This is a genomic window from Lutibacter sp. (assembly GCF_040883305.1).
Classification (GTDB): domain Bacteria; phylum Bacteroidota; class Bacteroidia; order Flavobacteriales; family Flavobacteriaceae; genus Lutibacter.
The window spans coordinates 1-4,148 of sequence record NZ_JBFLKT010000156.1 but is presented as its reverse complement, the minus strand read 5'-3'; the positions used below and the strand labels follow the sequence as shown (position 1 = coordinate 4,148).

Sequence of the window (4,148 nt, the reverse complement as noted above, 5' to 3'; positions counted from 1 at the left end):
TTTACGCCTAAACGTCCATATGTAGTATGAGCTTCAACAAGTGCATAGTCTATATCAGCTCTAAATGTAGAAAGAGGAATTCTTCCATCTTTATAATGTTCAGAACGTGCCATTTCAGCTCCGTTTAAACGACCTGATATTTGTACTTTAATACCTTCAGCATTCATTCTCATAGTTGCAGCGATAGCCATTTTAATTGCTCTTCTATATGAGATACGATTCTCAATTTGACGTGCAATACTTGAAGCTACTAAACGTGCATCTAATTCTGGACGCTTAATTTCAAAAATATTAATTTGTACTTCCTTTCCTGTAATTTTTTTAAGTTCTTCTTTTAACTTGTCTACCTCTTGCCCTCCTTTACCAATAATAATACCTGGTCTAGCAGTAGTGATAGTAACGGTTACAAGTTTAAGTGTACGCTCAATAATTACAGTTGAAACACTTGCTTTAGATAATCGGGCATGTATATACCTTCTTATTTTATCATCTTCAGCTAATTTATCACCGTAGTTTCTTCCTCCATACCAGTTAGAATCCCATCCTCTGATAATTCCTAAACGATTTCCTATTGGATTTGTTTTTTGTCCCATTGCTACCTATGATTAATTGCTTACATTTTTACTTCCTAAAACTAAAGTCACGTGATTAGAACGTTTTCTAATTCTGTGCGCACGCCCTTGTGGTGCTGGCCTTAGTCTCTTTAACATTCCTGCGCTGTCTACAAAAATTTCTTTTATAAATAGACCTGCATCTTCAATACTTGAATCTTCATTTTTTGCTTGCCAGTTTGCAATTGCACTTAACAATAATTTTTCAAGATTAATAGATGCTTCTTTTGAATTAAATTTCAAGATTTGAAGTGCTTTTTCAACCTCAACTCCTCTAACTAAATCCGCTACCAAACGCATTTTTCTTGGTGATGTAGGACAACCTGTAAGCTTAGCAAAAGCTAATTGCTTCTTCTCCTCTTTTATCTGCTGTGCTCTTAATTTTTTTCGAACTCCCATGATTACCTACTATTTTTTACCTTTATTTTTTGCACCTGCGTGTCCTCTATAAGAACGTGTTGGTGAAAATTCTCCTAATTTATGCCCTACCATGTTTTCAGTTACATAAACTGGTACAAACTGACGTCCGTTATGAACTGCAATTGTTTGTCCTACAAAATCTGGAGTAATCATACTTGCTCTTGACCAAGTTTTGATTACTGTTTTATTTCCAGTTTCGATTTTATCTTGTACTTTCTTCTCAAGTTTATGAAAAACGTAAGGTCCTTTTTTTAATGAACGTGCCATATCTTATTTATTTTTTTCTACGTTCTATAATATATTTATTACTCGCCTTAGTCTTAGATCTAGTTTTGAAACCTTTAGCAGGTATTCCGTTTTTAGATCTTGGATGTCCTCCAGAAGACTTACCTTCACCACCACCCATTGGATGATCTACAGGATTCATTACAACTGGTCTAACTCTTGGTCTTCTTCCTAACCAACGTGTTCTACCCGCCTTACCTGAAACTAATAATTGGTGATCAGAATTTGATACAACTCCTATCGTAGCCATACAAGTTAAAAGTATTAACCTTGTTTCACCTGATGGTAATTTAACCGTTGCATATTTACCTTCTCTCGCCATTAATTGAGCAAAAGAACCAGCACTACGCGCTAAAACTGCACCTTGCCCTGGATGTAACTCAATACACGAAATTGTAGTTCCTAAAGGAATTTGACTTAACAACATACTGTTTCCTACATCAGGAGTAGCTCCTTCACCAGAAACAATAGTTTGTCCAACTTTTAATCCATTCTGAGCAATTATATAACGCTTTTCACCATCTTTGTAAGCTACTAATGCAATAAATGCAGTACGATTTGGATCGTACTCTATAGATTTCACTGTTGCAGGAACACCGTCTTTATTTCTTTTGAAATCGATAATACGATATTTCTGTTTATGACCTCCACCAAGATGGCGCATTGTCATTTTCCCTCCATTATTTCGACCTCCAGATCTTTTTTTCGGAGCAAGTAAACTTTTCTCCGGCTTATCAGTAGTTATGGTGTCGAACCCATTTACTACTCTAAAACGCTGACCTGGTGTTATTGGTTTTAATTTTCTAACTGACATTTTTATCTTTTCTTAGATATTGCTATAAAAATCAATACTTTCTCCTTCGGCTAATTGAACTATTGCTTTTTTATAAGCACCTTTCATTGCTTGAACAATTCCACTTTTAGTGTATTTTGTATTGCGTTGAACTGGATAATTCATAGTTTTTACACTTTCAATTGCAACACCATAAGCTTTTTCTACAGCATTTTTAATTTCAAGTTTGTTTGCCTTTTTATTAACTACAAATGCGTAACGATTAAATAATTCGCTATCATTTGTTGCTTTTTCCGTGATAATAGGTTTAATTAAAATATTCATATCTGCTACCTATTTACTTAAATTAGATTCAATTCCTTCTAAAGATCCTTCTGAAAGAATAATTTTATTGGCATTTAACAATTCGTAAGTACTTAACCCTGTGTTTATTACAGTTTTTGAGCGTTTTAAATTGCGCGATGACAAATATACATTATTATTTGGTTCAGCAAAGACAAATAGTGATTTTTTGTCTTCTATTCCAAATGCTTGTAAAACCGTTGTAAAGTTTTTAGTTTTTGGAGTTTCAAAATTAAAGTCTTCTATAACAATAATGTTGTTCTCTTTTGCCTGAATACTTAAGGCTGATTTACGAGCTAATCTTTTTAAATTTTTATTTAATTTAAAAGAATGATCCTGTGGTCTAGGTCCAAAAATACGTCCACCTCCTCTAAAAACTGGAGATTTTATACTACCAGCACGTGCCGTACCTGTACCTTTTTGCTTTTTAATTTTTCTAGTACTTCCAGAAATTTCAGCTCTTTCTTTAGCTTTACTAGTTCCTTGTCTTTTATTAGCCAAAAACTGTTTTACATCTAAGTAAACAGCATGATCATTTGGCTCAATTCCATATACAGCATCAGAAAGTTCTACTTTTCTCCCTGTATCTTTTCCTTGTATGTCTAAAACTGATACTTTCATTATTTCTGAATGATTACATAAGCGTTTTTATGACCAGGAATTGCTCCCTTAACCACAAGTAAGTTCTTTTCAGTAACTACTTTTAAAACTCTTAAATTTTGTACTGTTACATTTTTTCCTCCCATTCTACCTGCCATTCGCATTCCTTTGAATACACGTGCAGGATAAGATGCAGCTCCAATTGATCCAGGAGCTCTTAAACGGTTATGTTGACCGTGAGTAGCTTGACCTACACCCGCAAAACCATGACGTTTTACAACACCTTGAAATCCTTTACCTTTTGAAGTTGCTGATACATCAACAAATTCTCCTTCAGTAAATAATTCAACTGTTAGTTCATCTCCTAATTTGTGCTCCTCATCAAAATCCTGAAATTCGATAACTTTTTTCTTGGCAGTGGTCCCTGCTTTTTTGAAGTGACCATCTAAAGCTTTATTAGAGCTTTTTGCCTTCTTGTCATCGAAACCAAGTTGAAGGGCTTTATACCCATCTACTTCTTCGGTTCTGACTTGGGTAACTACGCACGGACCTGCTTCGATTACTGTACAAGGAATATTCTTCCCGTTTTCATCGAATAAGCTGGTCATTCCGATTTTTCTTCCTATTAACCCAGACATTTTTATTTAATTAAATTAATTATTATTCTATTTTTATTTCAAAAAAACAGGGTTGAAAATAATTCAACCCTGAATTTATTTTCTTTCGTTTTTCCCTCGACTACCGCTAAGGACATGTAACCAAAACTTTTTGGTTTTTAGAAATTATACCTTAATTTCTACTTCAACTCCACTTGGAAGTTCTAACTTCATTAAAGCATCAATAGTTTTTGATGATGAACTATAGATATCTAATAATCTTTTGTAAGAACTTAATTGGAATTGTTCACGTGATTTTTTGTTAACGTGTGGTGAACGCAATACTGTAAAAATCTTTTTATGAGTTGGTAATGGAATTGGCCCATTTACAACTGCTCCAGTATTTTTCACGGTTTTTACAATTTTTTCAGCAGATTTATCTACTAAATTGTAATCGTACGATTTTAACTTTATTCTAATTTTTTGACTCATCGTTTATAA

Annotated in this window: 8 protein-coding genes; all 8 read right to left on the bottom strand. The window is 33.8% G+C overall.

Annotated features, from left to right (window positions below):
* Nucleotides 1-593, bottom strand: a 593-nt coding sequence (rpsC, locus tag AB1Z17_RS05135) for a 30S ribosomal protein S3 (protein WP_368050724.1), incomplete at its 3' end; no start/stop codon positions are given.
* 12 nt (nt 594-605) lie between these two features.
* Entirely contained in the window at nt 606-1,010 is a 405-nt protein-coding gene (rplV, locus tag AB1Z17_RS05130; protein ID WP_368050723.1) for a 50S ribosomal protein L22, read from the bottom strand.
* Between the two features lie 9 nt (nt 1,011-1,019).
* Entirely contained in the window at nt 1,020-1,298 is a 279-nt protein-coding gene (gene rpsS, locus AB1Z17_RS05125) for a 30S ribosomal protein S19 (RefSeq protein ID WP_368050722.1), read from the bottom strand.
* A gap of 7 nt (nt 1,299-1,305) precedes the next feature.
* Nucleotides 1,306-2,130: a 50S ribosomal protein L2 gene (rplB, locus tag AB1Z17_RS05120; RefSeq protein ID WP_368050721.1), complete on the bottom strand. Its 825-nt coding sequence runs from the start codon at nt 2,128-2,130 to the stop codon at nt 1,306-1,308.
* A 12-nt stretch (nt 2,131-2,142) separates the two neighbouring features.
* On the bottom strand, nt 2,143-2,433 hold the full coding sequence (gene rplW, locus AB1Z17_RS05115) for a 50S ribosomal protein L23 (RefSeq protein WP_134248799.1): 291 nt from the start codon (nt 2,431-2,433) through the stop codon (nt 2,143-2,145).
* Nucleotides 2,434-2,442: 9 nt separating this feature from the next.
* On the bottom strand, nt 2,443-3,072 hold the full coding sequence (gene rplD / locus AB1Z17_RS05110) for a 50S ribosomal protein L4 (RefSeq protein ID WP_368050720.1): 630 nt from the start codon (nt 3,070-3,072) through the stop codon (nt 2,443-2,445).
* Nucleotides 3,072-3,689 (bottom strand): 50S ribosomal protein L3, encoded by a 618-nt coding sequence (rplC, locus tag AB1Z17_RS05105; protein WP_368050719.1) that lies wholly within the window; start codon nt 3,687-3,689, stop codon nt 3,072-3,074. The genes rplD and rplC overlap by 1 nt, the downstream gene beginning before the upstream one ends.
* 144 nt (nt 3,690-3,833) lie before the next feature.
* On the bottom strand, nt 3,834-4,139 hold the full coding sequence (gene rpsJ, locus AB1Z17_RS05100) for a 30S ribosomal protein S10 (RefSeq protein ID WP_070237956.1): 306 nt from the start codon (nt 4,137-4,139) through the stop codon (nt 3,834-3,836).
* Nucleotides 4,140-4,148: the final 9 nt, after the last annotated feature.

Bases quoted from the DNA above. Each gene is read 5' to 3' on its own strand.
- rpsJ (WP_070237956.1), bottom strand. From the start codon at position 4,139: ATGAGTCAAAAAATTAGAATAAAGTTAAAATCGTACGATTACAATTTA.
- rplD (WP_368050720.1), bottom strand. From the start codon at position 3,072: ATGAAAGTATCAGTTTTAGACATACAAGGAAAAGATACAGGGAGAAAA.
- rpsS (WP_368050722.1), bottom strand. From the start codon at position 1,298: ATGGCACGTTCATTAAAAAAAGGACCTTACGTTTTTCATAAACTTGAG.
- rplW (WP_134248799.1), bottom strand. From the start codon at position 2,433: ATGAATATTTTAATTAAACCTATTATCACGGAAAAAGCAACAAATGAT.
- rplB (WP_368050721.1), bottom strand. From the start codon at position 2,130: ATGTCAGTTAGAAAATTAAAACCAATAACACCAGGTCAGCGTTTTAGA.
- rplV (WP_368050723.1), bottom strand. From the start codon at position 1,010: ATGGGAGTTCGAAAAAAATTAAGAGCACAGCAGATAAAAGAGGAGAAG.
- rplC (WP_368050719.1), bottom strand. From the start codon at position 3,689: ATGTCTGGGTTAATAGGAAGAAAAATCGGAATGACCAGCTTATTCGAT.